General features: G+C 74.6%; 11 protein-coding genes and 4 pseudogenes. 8 read left to right on the plus strand and 7 right to left on the minus strand.

All coding sequences use genetic code 11. From position 1 onward, the window contains the following. From RKE29_RS15125 to RKE29_RS15135, 3 genes and pseudogenes are all read right to left on the minus strand, one after another. The coding region (locus tag RKE29_RS15125; RefSeq protein WP_312005875.1) for an SDR family NAD(P)-dependent oxidoreductase at nucleotides 1-7,332 on the minus strand (7,332 nt) is incomplete at its 3' end. Nucleotides 7,333-7,358: 26 nt separating this feature from the next. Beyond that, a pseudogene (locus RKE29_RS15130) lies at nucleotides 7,359-7,574 on the minus strand (beta-ketoacyl synthase N-terminal-like domain-containing protein); the annotation flags it as partial. Between the two features lie 73 nt (nucleotides 7,575-7,647). Continuing rightward, nucleotides 7,648-10,455: an AAA family ATPase gene (locus tag RKE29_RS15135; protein WP_312005877.1), complete on the minus strand. Its 2,808-nt coding sequence runs from the start codon at nucleotides 10,453-10,455 to the stop codon at nucleotides 7,648-7,650. 625 nt (nucleotides 10,456-11,080) lie between these two features. Here RKE29_RS15135 and RKE29_RS15140 point away from each other — a divergent pair. The 5 genes and pseudogenes from RKE29_RS15140 (at nucleotide 11,081) to RKE29_RS15155 (ending at nucleotide 15,729) form a co-directional block, all read left to right on the plus strand. Further along, nucleotides 11,081-12,790 (plus strand): bifunctional 3-(3-hydroxy-phenyl)propionate/3-hydroxycinnamic acid hydroxylase, encoded by a 1,710-nt coding sequence (locus RKE29_RS15140; protein WP_312005879.1) that lies wholly within the window; start codon nucleotides 11,081-11,083, stop codon nucleotides 12,788-12,790. A 373-nt stretch (nucleotides 12,791-13,163) separates the two neighbouring features. Further along, nucleotides 13,164-14,153 (plus strand): helix-turn-helix domain-containing protein, encoded by a 990-nt coding sequence (locus tag RKE29_RS15145; protein WP_312005881.1) that lies wholly within the window; start codon nucleotides 13,164-13,166, stop codon nucleotides 14,151-14,153. 91 nt (nucleotides 14,154-14,244) lie between these two features. Beyond that, on the plus strand, nucleotides 14,245-14,688 hold the full coding sequence (gene tcmP / locus RKE29_RS15150; RefSeq protein WP_312005882.1) for a three-Cys-motif partner protein TcmP: 444 nt from the start codon (nucleotides 14,245-14,247) through the stop codon (nucleotides 14,686-14,688). Continuing rightward, nucleotides 14,613-14,987: pseudogene (locus tag RKE29_RS30820) on the plus strand (hypothetical protein); the annotation flags it as partial. The gene tcmP and the pseudogene RKE29_RS30820, both read left to right, overlap by 76 nt. 61 nt (nucleotides 14,988-15,048) lie before the next feature. Beyond that, the gene (locus RKE29_RS15155; RefSeq protein WP_312005884.1) at nucleotides 15,049-15,729 is read left to right on the plus strand and encodes a hypothetical protein; all 681 of its coding nucleotides are present in this window, start codon (nucleotides 15,049-15,051) and stop codon (nucleotides 15,727-15,729) included. 56 nt (nucleotides 15,730-15,785) lie between these two features. Here the strand turns inward: RKE29_RS15155 and RKE29_RS15160 are convergent. Further along, nucleotides 15,786-15,896, minus strand: a pseudogene (locus RKE29_RS15160) (SDR family oxidoreductase); the annotation flags it as partial. A 47-nt stretch (nucleotides 15,897-15,943) separates the two neighbouring features. Between RKE29_RS15160 and RKE29_RS15165 the strand changes: the two are divergent. Next, nucleotides 15,944-16,354, plus strand: coding sequence for a transposase (locus tag RKE29_RS15165; RefSeq protein WP_312005886.1), 411 nt, complete (start codon nucleotides 15,944-15,946; stop codon nucleotides 16,352-16,354). Between the two features lie 674 nt (nucleotides 16,355-17,028). Here the strand turns inward: RKE29_RS15165 and RKE29_RS15170 are convergent. After that, nucleotides 17,029-17,451 (minus strand): DUF4232 domain-containing protein, encoded by a 423-nt coding sequence (locus RKE29_RS15170; protein WP_312005887.1) that lies wholly within the window; start codon nucleotides 17,449-17,451, stop codon nucleotides 17,029-17,031. Nucleotides 17,452-18,945: 1,494 nt separating this feature from the next. Here RKE29_RS15170 and RKE29_RS15175 point away from each other — a divergent pair. Then, nucleotides 18,946-19,590: a dihydrofolate reductase family protein gene (locus RKE29_RS15175; RefSeq protein WP_312005889.1), complete on the plus strand. Its 645-nt coding sequence runs from the start codon at nucleotides 18,946-18,948 to the stop codon at nucleotides 19,588-19,590. Nucleotides 19,591-19,646: 56 nt separating this feature from the next. Next, nucleotides 19,647-19,925: pseudogene (locus RKE29_RS15180) on the plus strand (hypothetical protein); the annotation flags it as partial. Here RKE29_RS15180 and RKE29_RS15185 read toward each other — a convergent pair. Together RKE29_RS15185 and RKE29_RS15190 are read right to left on the minus strand one after the other, a co-directional pair. After that, on the minus strand, nucleotides 19,922-20,722 hold the full coding sequence (locus tag RKE29_RS15185) for an inositol monophosphatase family protein (RefSeq protein WP_312005891.1): 801 nt from the start codon (nucleotides 20,720-20,722) through the stop codon (nucleotides 19,922-19,924). The pseudogene RKE29_RS15180 and the gene RKE29_RS15185 overlap by 4 nt on opposite strands. Before the next feature lie 298 nt (nucleotides 20,723-21,020). Then, nucleotides 21,021-21,362, minus strand: a complete 342-nt coding sequence (locus RKE29_RS15190) for a hypothetical protein (protein ID WP_312005892.1) — start codon at nucleotides 21,360-21,362, stop codon at nucleotides 21,021-21,023. Nucleotides 21,363-21,431 lie beyond the last annotated feature (69 nt).

Below are 21,431 nucleotides of genomic sequence, written 5' to 3' on the forward strand. Positions count from 1 at the left end.
GTCCTGGTTGACCGCCGACCCTCGTACAACCGCCAGCACCCGATGCCCCAAACGCCGGGCATCCGACAACCGTTCCACCAACAGCATCCCCACACCCTCGGCCCACCCCGTACCATCCGCCGCCGCCGAAAACGCCCGGCACCGCCCGTCCGCCGACAGGCCCCGCTGCCGGGAGAACTCCACGAAGGCGCCGGGGGTCGCCATCACGGTGACTCCGCCGGCCAGCGCCATGGTGCACTCGCCCGACCGCAGCGCCTGGGCAGCCAGGTGCAGCGCCACCAGCGACGACGAGCACGCCGTGTCCACCGAGACGGCGGGGCCTTCGAGTCCGAAGGTGTAGGCGACGCGGCCCGAGGCGATGCTGCCGGAGGTGCCGGTCAGGGCGTAGCCCTCGGTGCCTTCCACGGTGTCGTGCAGCCGGGGGCCGTACTCGGTCGGCATCACGCCGGCGAAGACACCGGTCTGGCTGCCGCGCAGGGACGTGGGGTCGATGCCCGCGTGCTCGAAGACCTCCCAGCACGTCTCCAGCAGCAGCCGCTGCTGCGGGTCCATTGCGAGGGCTTCGCGCGGGCTGATGCCGAAGAACGCCGCGTCGAAGTTCCCCGCGTCGTAGAGGAATCCGCCCTGCCGGGTGTACGAGGTGCCGGGCTGGTCCGGGTCGGGCGCGTACAGCCGCTCGGTGTCCCAGCCGCGGTCGGTGGGGAAGTCGCCCACGGCGTCGGTGCCGGAGGCGACCAGGTCCCACAGCTGCTCGGCGGTGCGTACGCCGCCCGGGTAGCGGCAGGCCATGCCGACGATCGCGAGGGGTTCGTGACCGGCGTGCGCCGGGTCGGCCGCGGGCGCGGCGGCGGCGGGAGCGGGGGTGTCGGCGGCGGCGCCGACGAGTTCGTCCCGCAGGTGCCGGGACAGGACGGTGGGGGTGGGGTGGTCGAAGACGAGGGTGGCGGGGAGCCGGAGCCCGGTGGCCTCGCCCAGCCGGTTGCGCAGTTCGACGGCGGTGAGCGAGTCGAAGCCCAGGTCGCGGAAGGTGGCGTCGGGGGTGAGGGCGTCGTCGGTCGGGTGGCCCAGGACGGTGGCCGCGTGGCCGCGGACGAGGGTGAGCAGGAGTTCCCGCTGTCCGGCGGGGTCGTGGCCGGCGAGCCGGGAGCGCAGGGAGCCGCCCGGCCGGGACGGGGGGCGGTGCCGGGTGGCGCGCGTCAGGTGCTCGAACAGGGGGGTGTGGAGCGTCTCGGGGTCGAGGCGGGCGGGCATGAGGACCGGGGTGCCGTCGGCGAGGGCGGCGTCGAACAGGGCCAGGGCCTCGTCGGTGGCCAGCGGCCTGAGGCCGGAGCGGGCCATGCGGGTGCGGTCGGCCTGGTCGAGGTGGCCTGTCATGCCGCTGGCCTGGTCCCACAGGCCCCAGGCCAGGGACACGGCCGGCAGCCCGGCGGTGCGCCGCTGGCGGGCGAGGGCGTCGAGGTAGGCGTTGGCGGCGGCGTAGTTGGCCTGTCCGGCGGCGCCCAGGACGCCCGCGGCGGAGGAGAACAGCACGAAGGCGGCCAGGTCCTGGTGGCGGGTCAGCTCGTGCAGGTTGCGGGCGGCGTCCGCCTTGGGGCGCAGTACGGTGTCGAGGTGCCGGGGGGTGAGGGAGCCCAGGGTGGCGTCGTCGAGGGCGCCCGCGGCGTGCACGACGGCGGTCAGCGGGCGGGCGTCGGGGATGTCGGCGAGCAGGGCGGCGAGCGCGGCGCGGTCGGCGGCGTCGCAGGCGGTGACGGTCGCCTGCGCGCCGAGTGCGGCGAGGTCGGCGACGAGGTCGGAGGTGCCGGGCGCGTCGGCTCCGCGGCGGCCGGCCAGCAGCAGGTGGCGGGCCTGGCCGGTGGCGGCGAGGTGGCGGGCGAGCGCGGCGCCCAGCACGCCCGTACCGCCGGTGATCAGCACGGTGCCGTCGGGGTCGAGGGGCGCGGGCAGGGTGAGGACGTTCTTGCCGACGTTGCGGCCCTGCTGGAGGTGGCGGAAGGCGTCCCGGGCCTGCCGGATGTCCCAGCAGGTGAGCGGCAGCGGGGTGAGGACGCCCTCGGCGAACAGCCGCAGCACGGTCCGCAGGATCTCGCCGACGCGCTCGGGCCCGGCCTCCATCAGGTCGTACGCCCGGTAGGTGACGCCGGGGTGGGCGCGGGCCACCTCGTCCGGGTCGCGGCGGTCGGTCTTGCCCATCTCCAGGAACCGGCCGCCGTCCGGGGCCGTGAGGCGCAGGGAGGCGTCGACGAACTCCTGGGCGAGGGAGTTGAGCACGACGTCCATGCCGCGGCCGGCGAACCGGGTCGCGAAGTCGAGGGTGCGGGAGGAGGCGATGCGCTCGGGGGGGATGCCCTGGGCGCGGAGGATGTCCCACTTCCCGGGGCTGGCGGTGGCGTGGATCTCGGCGCCCAGGTGGCGGGCCAGTTGGACCGCGGCCATGCCCACTCCGCCGGCGGCGGCGTGTACCAGTACCGACTCCCCGGGGCGCACGCCCGCGAGGTCGACCAGGCCGTAGTAGGCGGTGGCGAAGACGACGGGCACGGCGGCGGCCTGGGCGAAGGTCCAGTCGTCGGGGATCGGGACGACGGTGGCCTGGTCGGCGACCGCGTACGGGCCGAAGGCGTCCGCGAACACGCCTGTCACCCGGTCTCCGACCGCCAGGTCCGCCACGTCGGGGCCGGTCTCCAGCACCACTCCCGCGCCCTCGCTGCCCAGGCCCTGCTGGCCGGGGGCCATGCCCAGGGCCACCAGGACGTCGCGGAAGTTGACGCCGGCCGCGCGGACGGCGATGCGCACCTGGTGCGGGCCGAGCGGGGCGGTGTCCGCCGGGGACGGCACCGGCGCCAGGCCCTGGAGGGTGCCGGTCTGTACGGACTCCAGCCGCCAGCCGCCGGTGCCCGAGGGCGGCTCGGGCAGGGCGGTCGCGCCGGCCCTGGCCAGCCGGGCCACCTGGACGCGGCCGGCGCGGACCGCCGCCTGCGGCTCGCCCAGGGCCGCCACCCGCGGCAGCGCCGCCCACGAGTCCTCGGCCGCGTCGAGGTCGGCCAGGAGGAACCGGCCGGGTTCCTCGGCCTGCGCGGAGCGGACCAGCCCGCAGACGGCGGCGGCCGTCGGATCGTCCGCGCGGTCGCCGGGCGTGGCCGCCACCGCGCCGGAGGTGACGACGACGAGCCGGGAGCCGGCCAGCCGGGGGTCGGCGAGCCAGCCCTGGAGCAGGTCGAGCGCCTGGCGGGTGCGGCCGCGCACGGCGGCGGCCGGGTCGTCGGCGCCCGGCTCCTCGCCGGCCGCCTCGCCGGCGGCCGGGCCCGCGGCGGGGTGGCACGCGAACACCAGGGCGGGGGCCGGGTCGCCCGCGTCGAGGGCGCGCAGCAGGCCGGGGAGGTCGGGATAGGCCGGTACGGGCGCCTGGGCCGCGGCCTCCAGCGCGGCCGCGCCGCCGGGGCCCGCGTCGCCCAGGACGGCGCACCGCCCCAGGTCGGCGGGCGGCGGCTCGGGGGCGGCGGTCCACTCCAGGGCGTAGAGCGCGTCCCGCACGGCGGCGGCCGGGGACCGCAGGTCCGCCAGTGACACGGGCCGCAGTGCCAGCGACTCGATCGAGACGACGGCGGCGCCGGTCTCGTCGGCCGCCTCGACGGCGACCGCGTCCGGCCCCAGCGGCCGCAGCCGCACCCGCAGCGCGGGCACGCCCGTGGCGTGCAGCCGCACGCCGCGCCAGGTGAAGGGGAGGCGGCCCTGGTCCGGCCCGGGCTGTCCGGCCGGGCCGGGGTCGAGCGCGAGGCCGTGCAGGGCGGCGTCGAGCAGGGCCGGGTGCAGGCCGAACCGGCCCGCGTGGGCGCTCATGTGGTCGGGCAGCCGGACCTCGGCGAGGATCTCGTCGCCGAGCCGCCACGCGGCGCGCAGCCCCTGGAAGGCCGGCCCGTAGCCGAACTCGGCGGCGGCGAGCCGGTCGTAGAGGCCGTCGAGGTCCACGGGCACCGCTCCGGCCGGGGGCCAGGCAGGGGTCGGCGCCGCGGCCTCGTGGCCGGCCGGTTCGGCGGCCCGCGGGCCGTCCGCCGCCAGGGTGCCGCTGGCGTGCCGCGTCCACGCGCCGTGCGCCGGGCCGTCGGGGTCGTCGCGCTGTGCGTAGACGGTCAGCTCGCGGCGGCCGGTCTCGTCCGCCGCGCCGACGACCACCTGGAGCGCCACGCCGCCGTCCGGGGGCAGGACGAGCGGGGCGTGCAGGATCAGCTCCTCCACGCGGGGGCAGCCGAGGCGTTCGGCGACGTGCGCGGTCAGCTCCACGAACGCGGTGCCGGGCAGCAGGACGGCCCCGGCGACGCTGTGGTCGGCGAGCCAGGGCTGGGCGGCCGTGGACAGCCGTCCGGTGAGCAGGTGCCCGTCGCCTTCGGCGAGCGTGACGGCCGCGCCCAGCAGCGGGTGTCCCGCCGGGGCCAGCCCCGCGGCCGTCACGTCCGCCGTGGCGGGCGCGTCGAGCCAGTAGCGGCGGCGCTGGAAGGCGTACGTGGGCAGGTCGACGGTGCCGGGCGCGGGCACCAGTGCCCGGTAGTGGCGGTCCCAGGCGACGGGCAGGCCGTGGGCGTGGGCCCGGGCGAGCGAGGTCAGGAAGCGGCGGGCGTCGTCCTCGTCGCGGCGCAGCGAGCCGATGGCGGTGACCGTGCCGCCGCCGGCTTCGGCGGTGGCCTCGACGGCGGGGGTCAGGGTGGGGTGCGGGGCCGCCTCGACGTACGTGTGGTGTCCGGTCTCGCCCAGGGCCCGTACGGCGTCGGCGAACCGCACGGGCCGGCGCAGGTTCTGGTACCAGTACTCGGCGTCGAGGTGCGGCGCGTCGTCGCCGTGGCCGTCGACGGTGGAGTGGAACGGGATGTCGGCGGGCCGGGGGGTGATTCCGGCCAGCAGGTCCAGCAGTTCCGCCCGCACGGCCTCGACGTGCGGGCAGTGGGAGGCGTAGTCGACCGGCACGCGCTTGGCCCGTACGTCCCGGGACTGGTAGTGCGCCAGCGCCTCGGCGAGGGCGTCCGCGTCGCCGGAGATCACCGTGGCGGCGGGGGCGTTGACGGCGGCCACCCACAGCCGGTCGGGCCAGTGGGCGCGCAGCAGGTCGGCGACGTCGTCCGCGGGCAGCGGCACGGAGGCCATGCCGCCCGAGCCGCGCAGGGCGTTCAGGGCCCGGCTGCGCAGGGCCACCACCGCGGCCGCGTCGTCCAGCGTCAGGGCGCCGCAGACGTGCGCGGCGGCGATCTCGCCCTGGGAGTGGCCGAGTACGGCGTCCGGTTCGACACCGTAGGACCGCCACAGTCCGGCCAGCGACACCATGACCGAGAAGAGCACGGGCTGCACGACGTCCGCCCGTTCCCACACCGGGTCGTCCTGGCCCCGGTGCAGGACCTCCCGCAGGGACCAGTCGACGTGCGGCGCCAGCGCCGCCTCGCACGCGGCCAGGTGGTCGGCGAAGACGGCGGAGGAGCGCAGCAGCCGCAGGCCCATGCCGGGCCACTGGCCGCCCTGGCCGGGGAAGACGAACACCACCCCGCTGCCGGGCCCGGCCGCCACGCCCCGCACCACCGAGCCGTCGTCCGGCCGGTCCTCGGCCACGGCGTCCAGGCCCCGCAGCAGGCTGTCCCGGTCGGAGCCGAGCACGACCGCGCGGTGCGCGAGGTCCGCCCGGCCGGTCGCCAGCGCGTGCCCCACGTCGGCCGGCGGCAGGTCGGGGGCGGCGGCGAGGAAGCGGCGCAGCTCGGCGGCCTGGGCGCGCAGCGCCTCGGCGGTCGCGCCCGACACCGGCCAGGGCAGCGGCCCTCGTACGGCGTGGCCGAACGGGCCGGTTTCGCTGTTCTCGCCGTCGGCGCCGTGCTGGTCGGTCTGGTCGGTCTGGTCGGTCTGGCTGGTTGCGCGGGGCGGGGAGACCGCGCCGGCCGCCGGCCGCGGCGGCTGCTCGATGACGACGTGGGCGTTGGTGCCGCCGACCCCGAAGGAGGACACGCCCGCCCGGCGCGGCCGGTCCCCCGCCGGCCAGGGGACGTCCCGGGTCAGCAGCCGCACGTGGCCGGCGGACCAGTCCACGTGCGGCGACGGCTCGTCGACGTGCAGCGTCCGGGGCAGCAGTCCGTGGTGAAGGGCCATCACCATCTTGATGACCCCGCCCACGCCCGCGGCCGCCTGCGTGTGGCCCACGTTCGACTTCAGGGAGCCCAGCCACAGCGGCTGCCGCTCGGCGCGCTCCCGGCCGTAGGTCGCCAGCAGGGCCTGCGCCTCGATGGGGTCGCCGAGCACGGTGCCGGTGCCGTGCCCCTCCACGGCGTCCACGTCGGACGCCGTGAGCCCCGCGCTGGCCAGCGCCTGCTCGATGACCCGCCGCTGGGAGGGGCCGTGCGGGGCGGTCAGGCCGTTGCTCGCCCCGTCCTGGTTGACCGCGCTGCCCCGCACCACCGCCAGCACCCGGTGCCCGAGCCGCCGGGCGTCCGACAGCCGCTCCAGCAGCAGCATGCCCGCGCCCTCGCCCCAGCCCGTGCCGTCCGCCGCGGCCGCGAAGGACTTGCAGCGCCCGTCCGGCGCGAGCGCCCGCTGCCGGGAGAACTCGACGAACAGGTTGGGGGTGGACATCACCGTCACGCCGCCCGCCAGGGCCATGGCGCACTCCCCCGCCCGCAGCGCCTGGCAGGCCAGGTGCANGAGCCGCCGGGCGTCCGACAGCCGCTCCAGCAGCAGCATGCCCGCGCCCTCGCCCCAGCCCGTGCCGTCCGCCGCGGCCGCGAAGGACTTGCAGCGCCCGTCCGGCGCGAGCGCCCGCTGCCGGGAGAACTCGACGAACAGGTTGGGGGTGGACATCACCGTCACGCCGCCCGCCAGGGCCATGGCGCACTCCCCCGCCCGCAGCGCCTGGCAGGCCAGGTGCAGGGCGACCAGCGAGGAGGAGCAGGCGGTGTCCAGGGTGACGGCCGGGCCTTCGAGGCCGAAGGTGTAGGCGATACGGCCGGAGGCGACCCCGCCGCCGCTGCCGTTGCCGATGTAGCCCTCGAAGCCGTCGGGGATGGCGTGCAGCCGGGCGCCGTAGTCGTGGTACATCATGCCCGCGAACACCCCGGTCCGGCTGCCGCGCACGGACGCCGGGTCGATCCCGGCGCGTTCGAACGCCTCCCAGGAGATCTCCAGCAGCAGCCGCTGCTGGGGGTCCATGGCCAGCGCCTCGCGCGGGCTGATGCGGAAGAAGCCGGGGTCGAACTCGCCCGCGTCGTAGAGGAATCCGCCGTGCCGCGTGTAGGAGGTGCCGGGCCGGTCCGGGTCGGGGTCGTACAGCCGTGCCACGTCCCAGCCGCGGTCGGCCGGGAAGTCGCCCACCGCGNTGCCACGTCCCAGCCGCGGTCGGCCGGGAAGTCGCCCACCGCGTCGCGGCCGTCGGCGACCAGCCGCCACAGGTCCTCCGCCGAGCCCACGCCGCCCGGATAGCGGCAGGCCATGGCGATGATGGCGACGGGCTCCCGGGCCGCCTCCGCGAGCTGCTGGTTGTGCTCCCGCAGCCGTTCGTTGGCCTTGAGGGACGCCCGGAGCGCCGCTATCACCTTGTCGTCGGCAGCAGTCATCGAATCTCCAACCTGGGGCGCTCTCTCGTTGTCCGGGGGGCTTTCGCCGGGTTCGTCCAAGGGCGGGGCCGCTTCAGAGGGCGGAGACCTCTTCCCAGTGCGCCGGGTGGTCCTCCCGGTGCCCGGGCGGGGTCCCCAGGGGGCCGATGAGGCTCTTGGGCAGCTCCTGGCGGCGGCTGATGTTCAACTTCCGGTAGACCCGGGTCAGATGCTGCTCGACCGTGCTCATGGTGACGCACAGTTTCAGGGCTATCTCCCGGTTGGAGTTGCCGTTGGCGGCGAGGATCGCCACGCGCGTCTCCGATTCGCTGAGCCCGGCGACCAGCTCGCGGCCGGGCAGGTCCAGACGGTCCCCGCCGCGCATCGCCTGCCGGGGCAGGATGCTGTCGCACAGCGCCGCGGCCCCGCAGTCCTGGGCCATCCGCCAGGCCCTGCGCCGCAGCTTGTTGGCGCGCACCGGGTCGCCGGTGCTCTGGTACGCGGTGCCCAGGTCGGCCAGCGCCTGGGCGAGTTCGAGCCGGTTCCCGCACTCCTGCAGGGCCTCCACGGCCCGGGTCAGCAGGTGCGGACGCTCGGGCGGTGCGGCGACCCGGGCCCGTAGCCGCAGCGTGACGCCCCGCGCGTGCGGGTCGCTCCAGCCGCGGCCGCGGGCCAGCTCCTCCGTGATCATCGTCGCCGCCTTGGCGCGCTCCCCGAGCCGGAGGAACGCCTGGGCGACGTCGGTGCGCCAGGGCAGCAGGGCGGGGTGGTCCAGGCCCCAGCGCTGCGCCATACGGCCGGCGGTGCGGAAGTCGCCGAGCGCGGCGCGGCAGTGGCCGGTCGCCAGGTGGTAGTGGCCGCGGGCGCGCAGGTACGCCAGCCCGTACACGCTGTGGAAGAGCGCCCCCGGCACCGGGTGGTGCAGCACGCGGGTGGCGTCGTCGTACCGCCCCATGACGGTACGGGCGAGCAGCTGGCAGGCGAGCGGGCTGCCGACCAGGACGCTGCCGCCGCGGCCGGGCAGGCGGTCCAGAGCCTCCTGCGCGTACGCGTCGGCGTCGGCGAGCGCGCCCCTGCGCAGGGCGATCTCGGCCCGGATGGCCAGGAAGTTCGCCTGCCAGCCGGGCGAGCGGCGGCCGACCGCCTCCGCGAGCAGCCGCTGGCACCACTGGTCCGCGCTCGCCGTCCGCCCGGCCCGCAGCAGGGTCCGTACGGCGTTGGCCACCACCGCCAGCGTGCCGTCCATCAGCGGGCACGAGCGCAGCCGCGACTCGGCCTCGCGCACGGCGGCCTCGGTGGTCCCCGGCCCGGGCAGGCCCCACACGGCCGCGGCGGCGCCGGGGCCCAGGGCCTCGTCCCAGGGCTCGCGGGCCGGGGCGGCGTCGGGCGCGGGGTGGGGCCGGTGCTCCTCGGCGGCGGGCGGCCACGGGCACGGGTGCAGCACGGAGGGCCAGCCGGTGGCCGGGGACGGCGTCGCGTGCTCCGCGGCGCCGCGCGGGTCGTCGGCCGCGAGCGGACGCGCCCAGCCGGCCTCCTCCAGGCGGCCGCAGCCGGTCAGCAGCCGGCGCAGCAGGGCGGCGTCGCCGTCGGTGAGCCGGCCGGCGCGCAGGTCGGCGAGGGCGTCGGCGCAGTGCTGCTCGGCGGCGGAGGGGTTGACGCGCCAGGTGGCGCCGGCGAGGGCGACGCGGACCGCGGCCGCCTGGTGGGGGCGGGTGCAGGCGCGGCGGGCCGCGGTCAGGTACCCGATGGCCGCGTCGGCGTCGTCGTCGACCAGGGCCTGGGCGGCGGCGTCGCGCAGCACCGCGACCGCCCAGGGGGGCGCCGCGGGCTGGGCGGCCAGCAGGTGCCGGCCGACCTCGGTGGCCGGGGCGGACTCGGCGTGCAGCAGCAGGGCGCTGCGCTCGTGCAGCCGCCGGCGCTCGGCGGCGGTCAGGTGGTCGGTGGCGGCCGCGGCGACGGCCGGGTGGCGCAGCCGGTGGCCGGTCGTCAGCCCGCCCGCCTCCAGCAGCGCGAGGGCCCGGTCGACGCGGGTCGGGTCGTCCGGCCGCAGCAGCCGGCCCAGCCGGGCGGGGGTGCCGCGCGCGTCGAGGACGGCCAGCGCGCCGGCGACCTGCTGGACGGCCGCTCCGGCACCCGCCAGGCAGGCCACCACCGCGTGGTGGAACCGTCCGCCGGCGGTGGGCCGCGGGGCCCGGCCGGCGGCGCCCGGGGCCGGGTCCGCGTCCGCGAGCAGGGCCCGCAGCAGGAGCGGATTCCCGCCGGTGATCGCCGTGTACTGGGCCGCGAGACGGTCGTCCACCGGCCGCCCGCGGTGCTCGCCGACCAGTCGGGCCACGCCGTCCCGGCCGAGCGGGCCCAGGGTGAGGCGCTGGAAGCCGGGGTGGCGCAGCAACTCGGTGGCCAGCACCGGGTCGCTGTCGTCGCGGTAGGGGTTCTCGGTGCCGATGACGAGGACACGGGCCGAACGGGCCCGGTCCGCGGCGTGCAGCAGGTGCCGCAGCGACGCCTGGTCCACGTGGTGCAGGTCGTCGACCGCGATCACCAGCGGCGCGGGCGCGCAGGCCGCGCACAGCGCCGCGCCCAGCTCCTGTGCGGCGCCGGGCACCTGCCCGGCGTCCCGGTCCCCCGCCGTGCGCAGCCGCTCGCGGACCGGCTCCGGCAGCCCCGGAGCGGCGGCCAGCCGGCGTACGAGCCCGAGGGGGGCGGCGCGGCCGCCGGGCAGGCCGGGGGCCTCGGCGACCAGGGCACCGGCTCGTGACGCGACGCGCAGGAACTCCCGCAGGAACGCGCTCTTACCGCACCCCGGTCCGCCCTCGGCGATCAGCAGCCGGAAGCGGCCTGACGCGCACTCGCCAAGCGCCGCTTCCGCCAGGCCGATGTGAGCGCTCCGGTCGATGAGCATGGCCCTCCCGGACTCATGTCAAAGGCCCATGACATACCTAGCGGTCAGAAGCATGCGCGAGTTCGCTCAAGTCCTGGCGGAATCGTCCTCGCGCCTGGACTGAGCAGCGGCGCGGTCCGCGCCGCGGGCCCGTACGGCCGGGGCCGCCGCCGCCCGGGACGCGCGGGCGGCGGCCCGGTCCTCCCGGTCGGCGGACCGCCGCCCCGGCCCCGGCGAGCGGGGGGCCACCGGGGGTGGGCCGACCGGGGCCCGCGGGCCCGATCCGGCGCACCGCGCCGCACCGCCGTCCGGCGACTGCCGCGTCGGCTGGCGCCCCGGGCCGTCCGGCAGGAGCATGAGAAGCAGCTACGGGCCGTACGCGCGTGGCGAGCCCGCCCGGAGGCTCCGCGGCGGCGGTCGCGGCTGCCCGCGGTCGGCGGACGGCCGCCGGAGGTACCTCGGGCGCGGCTTCCCGTAGCCGCCCCCGTACCCGCTCCCGTGCCCGGTCCCGGAGGGGTTCCCGCCTGGGCCCGCGGCCGGCGCTCCTGAGCGGTCCGGACACGCGCGACGGAGCGGTCCGGACACGCGCGGCAGACCGCGCGGGGCGCCGCTCGCTGCTGATCCCCTGAGCCCGGAAGAGACCCCCATGCACTCCTCCCCGAACACCGCCGCCGACGGGACGCCCCGCGCCCGCCGCGCGCCCGACTACGACGTCGTACAGGTCGGCCTCGGACCGGTCGGGCAGGTCCACGCCGCCCTCCTCGGACGGCTCGGCCGCACCGTGGCCGCCTTCGAGCGCCGGCCCGCCCCGTACCCGCTGCCGCGCGCGGGCCACGTCGACCACGAGGTCATGCGCATCCTCCAGCACATCGGCGCGGCGGCCCCCTTCGAGCGGCACGCCATTCCCGTCCCCGACTACGACTGGTACAACGGCGCCGGTGAACTGCTGCTCCACCTGGACTGGGACGCGCCGACGCCCTCGGGCTGGAAGTCCGACTACCTCATGTACCAGCCCGACCTCGAAGACGCGCTGACCGCCGCCGTCGCCCGCTGCCCCACCGTCCGCGTCCACCGCGGCTGGGAGGCCACCGGGGTCGCTCAGCACGAGGACCACGTCGAGGTGACCGTGCGCGAGGGAGCCCCGCGCGGTGCCTGCCGGCGGCCCGCCGGTCGCGAACGCACCGTCACCGCCCGGTACGCGGTCGGGGCCGACGGCGCCGGCTCCTTCGTCCGCGGCGCCACCGCCATCGCCCGGGAGGACTTCGGGTTCGAGCAGGACTGGCTGGTCGTCGACGTACGCCCGCACGACGCGGACGCCCGCATCGACATGCCCGACGCCGGCCAGATCTGCGACCCGGCGCGCCCCGTCTCGCCGTTCCGCTGGCTGGGGCGCCGCCACGCCCGCTGGGAGTTCATGGCCCTGCCCGGAGAGAGCCGCCAGGACCTCGCCGAGGCGGCGCGGGTCTGGGAACTGCTGGCCCGGTGGGGCGTGCGGCCGGACAACGCCGACGTCGTCCGCCGCACCGTCTACACCTTCCGCTCGCTGCTGGCCGACTCCTTCCGCGACGGCCGGGTGCTGCTCGTCGGCGACGCCGCGCACCTGATGCCGCCGTTCCTGGGGCAGGGCATGTGCTCCGGCATCCGGGACGCGGCCAACCTGGCCTGGAAGCTCGGCCTCGTCCTGTGCGGGAAGGCCGACGAGAGCCTGCTCGACACGTACACGGCCGAACGGCGCCCCCACGTCGAGGAGATCACCAGGACGGCCATCGCCCTCGGCCGGGTCGTCTGCACGACCGACCCGCGGGCCGCGGCCGCACGCGACGAGGCGTTCCGCTCCGGCCGGGCGCCGCGGCCGCCCGCCTTCCCCTGGCTGGAGCGCGGCGTCCTGCACGGCGGAGCGAGCAGCGGCGCGGTCGGCCGCCTCGGCGTTCAGGGCAGAGTCTCGCGCGGGCAGACCATCGGCCTGGCCGACGACCTCCTCGGCGGCGGCTGGACGCTGCTGTCCGCACGCGCCGGCGCGTGGGAAGCCCTCCGCCCCGACCAGCGCACGTTCCTGGCCGGCCTCGACGCGCGCGTCGTCCACGTCACCCGGGCCGCCACGGACCGCGCCGACGCCGTGGTCGACGTCGACGCGACCTACCACCGGTGGTTCACCGGACTGAACGCCGAAGCGGTGCTCGTACGCCCCGACTGCTACGTGTACGGCCTCGCCCGCACGCTGACCGACCTGCCGGACATCGTGGACGGCCTGCGGCGCCGGCTCGCCCGGTCACACGGCGGCGTCGATCCCCAGCGGCCGGAGGGCTGCCGAGAGACCTCCCGCCGCTCCCGTGTCACCGCCGCCGACCAGCAGTGACGGTGCCCCTCCTGGAGGCGGCGGCCGGAGTGGCGGCCCGCGTTCTCGCGGGCCGCTACGTCGAGGCCCGCTCCCAGCACAGGACGGGAGCGCCCCGCTGGAACCCGGCGCAGAAGAAGACACCGTCCTGCGCGCCGGGAAGGAACAGCGGATCCGCACCGAAAACCTGGCCGTGGGCGACCATTTCGTCGGGCAGGGGCTGGGTTACCGGCGGTCATGTGTAAGAAGGGACACCGCGCGGCTGCGGGAAGCAGACGCACCCCGATAGCGTCTTCCGAACACCGCGACACCGCTCCTTCCTTCCTCAGGCTGACAGGCACCGGCCGACGAGCTGCGGCCGGTGCCCGGCGGACAGACCGAAAGGCCATTCGCGATGATCACGACTCGTCTCACCACCACGCATCTGCCGAAGGCCGACCGCTTCCCGTGGTGGTACGACCTGACGGCCTCCACACTGGTGCCCGTCGCGCTGCACAGCGCCCACGCGGCCGACTTCCGCGCGACGGCCGACGTGCTGGAACTCGGCACCAGCCGGATCACTTCCATGACGTACCAGCCGATGACCGTCGAACGCACCCCGAAGCTGATCCGCCGCAGCGATCCGGAGTACTACCACCTCGCGCTGACCGTGCAAGGGACCGTGCACCTGTCCCAGTCCGGCCGCGAGACGGCCTTCCGGACCGGCGATCTCATGCTCTACGACACCTGCCGGCCGTTCGAGGGGCTGTGGACCGCCGGTACCGGCACCGTGGCGCGCATCGTCGCCCAGATCCCCAAATCCCTGGTACCGGCCCGGCCGAGCCTCGTCGACCGCCTGCTCGCCACCCGGTTACCCGACGACTGCGGATTCCGCGGACTGCTGACCCACTTCCTCACCCATGTCACCGCCCAGGCGCACCGCTACCAGCCCTCCGACGTTCCGCGCCTGTCGGGCATCCTGGTCGACCTGCTCGCCGCCACCGTCGCCGACCGCCTGGACGCCCCCGCCATCCTCACCCCCGAAAGCCGCCAGCGCACCAGGGCCCTGAGCATCCACGCCTACATCGGCCGGCACCTCGGGGATCCCGGCCTGTCACCGGCCCGGGTCGCCGCCGCCCACCACATCTCCCTGCGCGAACTCCACCGGATCTTCCAGGCGCAGGGCGCCACCGTGGCCGCCTACATCCGCCGCCAGCGCCTGGAAGCCACCCGCAACGACCTGGCTGATCCCCGCCTGGCGTCCCTGCCTGTCCACGCCATCGCCGCTCGCTGGGGCTTCCCGCGCCCGGGCGACTTCAGCCGCGCCTTCCGCGCCGCCTACGGCATGCCGCCCCGCGACTACCGCCACGCGGCCCTGCGCGGTCCGGCTGACGCTCCCCGCTGAGAATCCCGGCACCCGTCGGCATGGAACCGGCGCCGGTTCCCCGCGCAGACTCACCGGTGATCCAGGGGTTGGGACGGTCGGGGGGCCTGGGATGGCAACTGGCACAAAGGGTGGGTACTGGTCGGAGCCGGCGCTGCCCAGTACGTTCAAGCACGCGCTGCTGGGCAGGTACATTCCGCAGTTCGGCGGGATGACCGGCTCGCTGGACAAACGGGTGGTGTACCTGGACGGGTACGCCGGCGAGGGCCGGTACGAGAGCGGCGAGGCCGCGTCGGCGGAGATCGTCATGCAGGTGGCCTCCCAGCATCTGTCCCGGTACGGACTGCACTGGACCTGCTTCCTCACCGAGCGCGAGCCGAGGTCGTCCACCCGCCTGGAGCAGGTCGCGGCGGTCTACGGGGGACAGGGCGTGGACGCCCGGGTCCACCACGGCGATGTCGACGGGTCCTGGACGAGGTGGTGCGCGCGGCCGCCGACCTGCCGCTGTTCCTGTTCCTCGATCCGTGCGGGCTGGGCCTGCCGTGGAACCGCCTGACCCGCGCCACGAAGGCACGCAGGACGCCGGGGCGGCGGTGGCCGCCCACGGAGTTCCTGCTGAACTTCAGCATGGTCGCGGTGCGGCGCCTGGGCGGCAACGCGCGGTCGGACAAGGGTGCGGAGCGGTCCTCGGAGCGGTTCGACGCGGTGTGCGGGGGCCGCTGGTGGCGGGACTTCTTCCCCGCCGGCAAGGAGCCGGCCCCGGACGCGGACAAGATGGTGGCCGCCGAGTACGCCCGCCGGCTGGCGGCCGCCACCGGCATGCTGGTCCAGTCGGTGCCGGTGGCCAAGGCCCCGGGCCACCGGCCCGTCTACCACCTGGTGTTCGGCACCTGGCGCCAGCACGGCCTGTGGGTACTTGCGGGATCTGCTGCTGGGCGATGTGAGCCCGCTGACCTGTCGGAGCTACGGTCACGATCTGCTGCGGTGGTTCCGGCTGCTGTGGGCGGTCGATGTCGGGTGGGAGCAGGCCACCGAGGCCGAGACCGCCACGCTGGTGGGGTGGCTGCGGTCGGCGCCGAACCCGCAGCGGCGACGCCGCCCCATGGATGCGTTGGCGGCTGGCACCGTCAGTCCGAAGACCGGCAAGCCGACTCTGAGGTCCGGGTACGCGCCGCGGACCATCGCGCACAACCTGTCGGTGGTGCACGGCTTCTACGCCTTTCACCTGCACTTCGGACGGGGTCCTGTGGTCAACCCGGTGCCGGACAGCAGATCCCGCCGACGCGCCTCGGCGCACGTGTCGCCGATCGAGCCCGCCAGGCCGCATCGGCGGGCTCGGCTGCGCGCCTGCATCCGCTGCCCGATGCTGTCGATCAACCCCAGGCTGCTGCTCCGGCTCGACGAGTTGGAGGCGGACCTGCTGGCCCGCCGTCAACGCGCGATCGACGAAGGCTGGCGCGGTGAGGTCGACGGACTCGACCTCACCCTGAGTTTCCCACGCAGCAAGCGCGCCCAGGCCCAGCGGGCCGCCGCGACGGGCAAGGCAGACCTGGGCATGCCCACACTGCCGCGGCACCACCCCGGCAACGGTGCATGACCTCCGCGATTCAGCGGCTGTTCCTGGAGCGCGGATCAGGACCCGGGCCGCTTCTGTCAGGCGCCGGCGCCGCCGTCGACCGGCAGGATCGCGCCGGTCACATACGAGGCCCGGTCGCTGAGCAGCCACGCGGCCGCCTCGGCGATCTGCCGGGGCTCAGCCAATCGTCGCGGCCCGGGACAGGAACCGTCGCGCGGATCCGGCCCGGGTCCGGGTGATCGAGTACACCCTCGGACGCGGCGGCAGCGACACGGTGTACCGGCTGATCACCACCATCCTGGACCCGAAGGCCGCCTCGGCCGCGTCGCTGGCCGCGCTGTACGCCCAGCGATGGGAGATCGAGAGCACGCTCGATGAGATCAAGACCCATCTCGGAGGCCCCCGCCTCGTCCTGCGTTCCCAGCACCCCGACGGGGCCGAACAGGAGATCTTCGCCTTCCTTCTGGTGCACCACGCCCTGCGGGACCTGATGCACCAGGCCGCACAACAAGCGGACCATGATCCCGACCGGGTCTCCTTCACCCGCACCCTGCGAGTCATCCGCCGCCATGTCACCGACCAGGCGGCGTTTTCCCCCCTCCCGGCTGGCCCGGGCACTGGTCACAGCCCTGGAAGAGATCCGTGAACGGCTCTTGTCACCCCGGCGGATGCGCTCCAGCGCGCGCGTCATCAAACGCAAGATGTCCAACTGGAAGCTCAAACGCGCCGAGCACCACAATCCTCCCCGGCCGGACACTCCCCGAGTGACCCTGGTCGGGCCGACCAAGGCCAGGCCGACCCGCCGGAAAACAAACTAAATCACCGGTATTGCCACTAGGCCGGCTGTGTCGGGATACTCATCCCAGGTCCGGCCATCGAGCAGGCGGCCACCGGCCTTCGGGGTCAGCCCACCGACCTGCGGCTGGTCAAGTGAGTCAGCCACCGCAGCACGAAAGGCCCGCTGACCTGGAGATTCTCTCCGGTCAGCGGGTCTTCCCACTGTTTCGGGACGCCAGGATTCGAACCTGCGACCCCTTGACCCCCAGCGCGCGGCCAGGCGTGTCGCGCTCTGCGCTCCGGTCCGGCGTCGTCCCGGCAGTGCAGGTCAGTCCATGTTTCGATGCTTCGCGGTGATGCCACCTGCCGCGCCGTGACGTACTGTCCGTGAGAGCTGGGTGAGAGGCGCGAAAGCCCTGCCACCCGAACAGCCAGGTGGCTGCCAGCAGCGCGGGGTCTGCCCGCACGCCGCCGCGGGCAGCCGCGGCGGCTGACTGTTTCCCCGCAGTGGGTCGGCTGACGTTCCAGGCGGGCTAAGGTCTGTCAGGATCGGGTCACCGGACGCATGGCGAGGCCCTCGGTCCCCGCCCAGTACGTGACGCGCTGGCCGTCGTCGGCCTCGAACGACGCGACGGGCATGCGCAGGTTGACCGGCTTGTCCGCCTCGCTCTCGCCGCCGGGGCTGCCGAGGCCGAGGGTCATGGACTTCACGGTGTAGGTGTCCATCTGGCCGCCGGTGGCGAGCAGGCCGGCGTACGCCTTGTCGCCGGGAGCGAGGGTGAGGTCCTCGCCGGGGTCGGTCCCCTTCATGACCGGGGCCGGGCCCTTGGCGTCGCCGAGCGTGACCTCGGGGGCGCCCACGATGTCGCACTTGCTGTCACCGGTGTTGGTGGCGACAAGGAGGATGTGCCGAACCGGCTCACCCTTCGCGTCATAGTTCGTGGCGGAGACCGACAGGTCTTGCAAGGTGCACAGGGGGATGTCAGAGCTGTCGTCGCCGCCGGCGTCCCCGTTCTTTCCGCCTGTGCCGCTGCCGCCGGGCGGCGTCGACGCCGCCGCACCCGACGTCGCCGACCTCGTCGCGCTCGACGGCGTCGGGTGCGACGAGTGTGGCGTCGTCACGCTCGGTCGGTCCGAGGCCTTGGATGCGTCCGCGGCACCGCCCGAGTCAGACTCGCACGCCGTGGTCGCCAGCAACGCGGCGACCGCCGCGGCACCCAGAGCGGAGGACTTCCAACCGCTGGGACTCTTGCGGTTCCTGCAGGCAGCAGCGTTCATGCTCTCCCCTGTGGTCGGCCGTGCATGGCCGATGTATCAAATCGATGACGGATTGTTCTGCACCAGGAGTCCCCGCAACTCCGGCCGAAAGCCAGCAGGCCGGGTACCGGGGGGAGATGGTGGTCCTAGCGGTGCGCGCGGCGGATTCCCCGGTAGGGCACGGCGGCCCGCGCTTGGCCGATGCGTACCGGCTCGATACTGCGCCTGGACGCCCCCGCCCGCAGGCCCGGAGAAAGCACCATGGGGCGTCGGCCGACCCCGCAGACATCGCGGCGTGCAGCCAGCGGAAACCGCCGCCAGGATCCGGACGCTACCCACCGATATTGCTCACGTATACCTCTCCACACGCTCATCCGGACGGCCGAAAGTGACGCGAACCTTCCACCGGATCGCCACTTTCACGGGTGGATAATCCCCCGCCCGGTGTACTTACCTGGCCAAGAGACAGGTTATGCGAGACGAAATTCAAGGGAATACGTCTGCGGTGTGAAATCGTGTCCACCCTTCGCGTTAGAGGTCGTCCGGCTACCGCGAAGGGTGGAGACACTGAGCCTCCGCCAACTTGAAGTCCCAGGTCACAGGGCTGGTGGACGTTCTTCCGGGATCCACGGGAACGGCGCGCGGGCGAAGGGCGGTAGCCCCGGCGGCTCGGCAGCCGTGAAACGCCGTGCTCCGGCGCGGGGTGCCGAGGCGGGGACCGGCGCCCGCTTTCCACGAGGGCGGACGGCCGCCCTCGTCGGCGTCGACGTCCTGGCGATCGATGGCGGCGGCCCACACGCCAGCACCGCCTCATCGACCGGACGCCGGTCACGCGGCGGTTCGCGCACGGCTACGCGCGCCGCGTCCGGCCGACGTCGCCCCAAACCGGCCGACCCGCGCTGCGCGGCGGCCCTCCCGGTGAACACGAACGCCACCGGCACGTAGCCTGATGCAGCTCACGAAGCACAGAGGGCCATCTGGCAACTGGCACGGCTGACGCTGGATCCCTATGACCAGGATCGTTATGACATACGGCGTGGCGCAGCCATCGACGCGGTTCGGGTGACTCGGCAGGCGGCGACCACGGTCGGGACGGCACGGCCTTCACGGCGAACTCGGGCGTGGTGCCGTCACAGCGATGAGTTTCGCCGACGCCCACAGTCTACCTACCGACCGGGACAACCACTTCATCGGGAGTAGAGCATGGGCCTCATCCACATCGAGCTGTTCGCGACCCTCGACCTCGTCGGGCAGGCGCCCGGCGGGCCCGACGAGGACCCGGTGGGGTTCCCGTTCGGCGGCTGGCAGGCGCCCCTGCTGGACGAGGTCACCGGTGCCCAGGTCAGCGCCGCGTACGAGGGCACGGACGCCCTCCTGCTCGGCCGGCGGACGTATGACATCTTCGCCGCCTACTGGCCGCACCAGGAGGGCGGCGAGGACAACGAGATCGCCACCCTCTTCAACAGCGTCCCGAAGTACGTGGCCTCCCGCGGCAGGCCCGACCTGTCGTGGGCCGGGTCCACCCGGCTCGGCCCGGATCTGGCCGGCGCGGTGCGCGAGATCCGTGACCGGCACGAGCACGTGAAGGTCGTCGGGAGCCTGAACCTGGTGCAGAGCCTCCTGCGCGAGAAGCTCTTCGACCGGCTCGACCTGTGGGTGCACCCGATCGTGCTCGGCGTCGGGAAGAAGGTGTTCGACGGTGGCGCGGTGCCCACGAACGTCACACTCCTCCAACCGCCGGCAGCCGGTCCGAAGGGCACCGTGTACCTGCGCTACGGACTCGCCGACGGCACACCCGGGACAGGAGACATGAGCGCACCTGATCGCGGCACCAGGCACGACGGCTGAAAACACCCCCGCACCGTGATCATCACGGGCAGGCCGAGCGTGTCCACGGTGATATGTCCTACGCATCCTGGGCCAACCCGGTCGAGGCCCACTTCAGACCGCTGCGGCAGTTCACCGTCGCCAACTCCAACCACCGCAACCACACCGTCCAGACGCGGGCCCTCCATGCCTACCTGCGCTGGCGCAACGCCAACGCCCGCCACCCAGAGCTCCTCGCAGCTCAGCGCCGTGAACATGCTCGGATCCGCAGCGAGAAGGGCATCCGCTGGGGCGGCATGCCTCTCCAGGTCGCCCCCTGCCCCAGCCCAGCGATACCCGTGCGGTCGCAGCACTAGCGTCGGCTGCGCGTCATCGACATCAGCAACCCGTGGGTCTCGTCGTCGGCGGCGACCACAAGCCCACGACCCCCCTTACCTATTGGGGCACCGTCGATGCCTGTGACAACACAGCCAGCGGCCCGGCACAAGGCGATGCCGGACGCGAAATGCACGCTCCTGGACAGGTCGCCGCCGTCGGTGACATACGCGGCGCGCTTGCCGGCAGCCACCCAGGCCAACGCCAGGGTCGTGGATACGACGCGCGGCCGGAAGCGTTCGATGAACTCAGGGCGGGCCAGCAGATTCACAGCCCGGAATCCCGGCGCACTTGGGAACGGCGGATCCAGGTTGACGTCCACCAATCGGGTAGCGGGCGAGGGCGTCAGCAGTGCGTCGTCGGCCTCGTCATGCTGCACCCAGGCGGTCTCCCCGTCGGTGAAGAAAACCTCGCCGCTGAACGGGTCGGCCACGGCCGCCGCCCCATCGCGCAGCGCCACGTTGACGGCCACCAGCATGTTGCCGACGGCGTAGTTCAGCGTGCCGCAGAGAGGATCCACCAACCACTGGCGCACGGCGTCGGCGGCACCCTGCTGCCCGCCTTCCTCGCCGAGCACCGCATCATCGGGCCGTGCGGCACGGATGACGCCGAGGATCGCCTTCTCAGCCTCCACATCCGCGGCAGTGGCAAAGTCCCCGGCGCCCTTGTCGATGCGGTTGAGCCGCTGGCCGTACATGTTGCGGACCACGTCCGCGCCGGCCCGCGCCCCGGCTATCGCGACTGCAGCGTCGTCGGAGCGCGTATATGACTTGATCATGCCATTCAGGCTATCCAGGCGAAGCTACCGCCCCGGCGAACCTTCCCGGTCACAGCACTAGCCGCGCCGGAGCCGGTCGCGGCGGCCGGCGCCGTCTTCGGCGCACGGCGCCGGCGGCGGGCAGTAGGAGCAGCGCGCGCAGCCAGTCCTGGGTGCGCCGTCCTGGACGCGCCAGGTCTGCCCCGGGTCGACGCGTACGGCGGTGTCCGTACGGACCCCGACCCCGCTCGGCGTCGTGTGCCGCCCATACCGTCGCCGCGGTCTGGCGATGATGGTCTCGAGATGTCGGTGTGACAGGTCAGGCGAGCCGCCGTCCCTGCTTCGCCGACTGCCGGTTGTGCCCCTTGGTGTCCCACCACTCTTCCAGATGGGCATGTACCAGGTGCACGAGCTGCCGCAGTCGGTCGGGAGGGGGCGCGGGCGAGGTGAGCACATCCGCCCAGGACTTGTCGTCCCAAGGCAGAGCGACCACCCAGCGTTCATCCGGGTGATCTCGGCGGCCCACGGTGAGCCAGTACGTCAACGTCGCGGTGCGGTTCGGGCGGTGCTCGACCGACATCTTGGTGACGTTAAAACTGAGTCCGTCAGCGGTGACGTACGGGCGGCTCAGGGCCTGCTGGGCTGGTGTCTGCTCTTCCAAGCTGCCAACCACCTCTCACCTCACTCCCGCCCCGACACGGCGCCTAGTACTACAGCCGGTGGTTCGCGT

The sequence above is a fragment of the Streptomyces sp. B1866 genome (assembly GCF_031932565.1).
Lineage (GTDB): Bacteria > Actinomycetota > Actinomycetes > Streptomycetales > Streptomycetaceae > Streptomyces.

Bases quoted from the DNA above. Each gene is read 5' to 3' on its own strand.
- RKE29_RS15135 (WP_312005877.1), bottom strand. From the start codon at position 10,455: ATGCTCATCGACCGGAGCGCTCACATCGGCCTGGCGGAAGCGGCGCTT.
- RKE29_RS15140 (WP_312005879.1), top strand. From the start codon at position 11,081: ATGCACTCCTCCCCGAACACCGCCGCCGACGGGACGCCCCGCGCCCGC.
- RKE29_RS15145 (WP_312005881.1), top strand. From the start codon at position 13,164: ATGATCACGACTCGTCTCACCACCACGCATCTGCCGAAGGCCGACCGC.
- tcmP (WP_312005882.1), top strand. From the start codon at position 14,245: ATGGCAACTGGCACAAAGGGTGGGTACTGGTCGGAGCCGGCGCTGCCC.
- RKE29_RS15175 (WP_312005889.1), top strand. From the start codon at position 18,946: ATGGGCCTCATCCACATCGAGCTGTTCGCGACCCTCGACCTCGTCGGG.
- RKE29_RS15185 (WP_312005891.1), bottom strand. From the start codon at position 20,722: ATGATCAAGTCATATACGCGCTCCGACGACGCTGCAGTCGCGATAGCC.